The sequence below is a fragment of the Bradyrhizobium sp. SZCCHNGR1005 genome (genome assembly GCF_032489995.1).
GTDB lineage: Bacteria > Pseudomonadota > Alphaproteobacteria > Rhizobiales > Xanthobacteraceae > Bradyrhizobium.
This window is the reverse complement of the sequence record NZ_JAUEZC010000028.1, coordinates 1-1,223: the sequence shown is the minus strand read 5'-3', so window position 1 is coordinate 1,223 and position 1,223 is coordinate 1. Positions and strand designations below refer to the sequence as shown.

The 1,223-nt window shown below is 56.7% G+C and carries 1 protein-coding gene; it reads right to left on the bottom strand.

Annotated features, from left to right (window positions below):
* Window positions 1-219 precede the first annotated feature (219 nt).
* A complete protein-coding gene (locus tag QXZ85_RS33700) occupies window positions 220-966 on the bottom strand; it encodes a metallophosphoesterase family protein (protein ID WP_315727778.1) in 747 nt (248 codons plus the stop codon).
* Between the last annotated feature and the right edge of the window lie 257 nt (window positions 967-1,223).

Sequence of the window (1,223 nt, the reverse complement as noted above, 5' to 3'; positions counted from 1 at the left end):
CCCGCGCGTGAAAGTCTGAATCTCTACAAATACTTGATTCTTAGCCTGACGTACCGGCGGTTTTTGACTCAGTAGTATTACTAATCCGCCCTACGCGCTAGGTCTGCTTCGGGTCACGCTTCGGAAGAACTCAGGTTGAGCATATGGAGTCCACTTCACCCCCAAGGAGGCGACACCTTGCAGACATGCCGGGTCAGCCGCTTGGGGCCACCTGCGGACCTACTTGTTCTCCCGTTGGACCCAACCGGTTGCAATCGCGTCCGCCCAAGTGCGCATTCCTTTGCTGCGCGCGAGTTCAGCCATAGGTACGTTATCATAGGGGACGTGGCGGATGGTCGCGAGCCAGCCTTTTCCGGCCCGCTCCAAGATTGCGTAGCAAGCATGAGGCGTGCCGACCTCAACCACGTAAGGAACGGTCGTCCTTCCGTCGTAGCCGGGCAATCCAACGCTGCCGGGATTCACGACCAGTCGTCCATCTCTCAGACGAACAACTCTAGAAATGTGGGTGTGTCCGCACAGGATGACTTGGGCGTTGATCCCCTCGGCCTCGGGCTCGATGGCCTCGATTGGACTAGCATGCACATCACCGTCGCAAGTTATGTAGTCGAGCCAAAAGGCAGCGTCGTTCCTTGGCGACGCATGGCATAAGAACACATGGTCTCTGTACACCAGCGTGGGTGGCATGCTCGCCAACCAATCAAAGTGCTGGCGTTCAAGCTGTTGGAAATCGCTGCGAGCCGACGTGCCTGCTTGCCAGAGTTCGATGAGGATTCGATCCTGATCGCCCCGCACTGACGGAAAGCCTCGCTCAATCAGGAGGTCTGCAGTACTGGCCGCTTCCAACGGACCACTGACGTGGTCGCCGAGGTTTACGACCTCGTTGATGCCGAGCGCGGCAATGTCAGCAAGTACGGCTTCAAGCGCCGGACGATTCCCGTGCACATCAGCGATTGCAGCAAATTTCATTTGGCCCTCCCATTCGAGATGGCCGACGATTCACGCGATGCGGGACGGTGCAGGGATAGCGGTTCTCTTTAGCTGCATTTTTAGAAGCGCCCGCAAGCTGAGTATCAAATCGGCGCTGGTGAAAGCATTACACAATCAATGCGGCGCAATCAAGCGATCGCCACGAAGTCCGGTTTGGGTCGATTTCGTTGAAAAAGTCAGCGGTTGCGACGCAGAGATATCGGTGATTCAGTCTGTCTAGTGGGCAGGACTGAAGG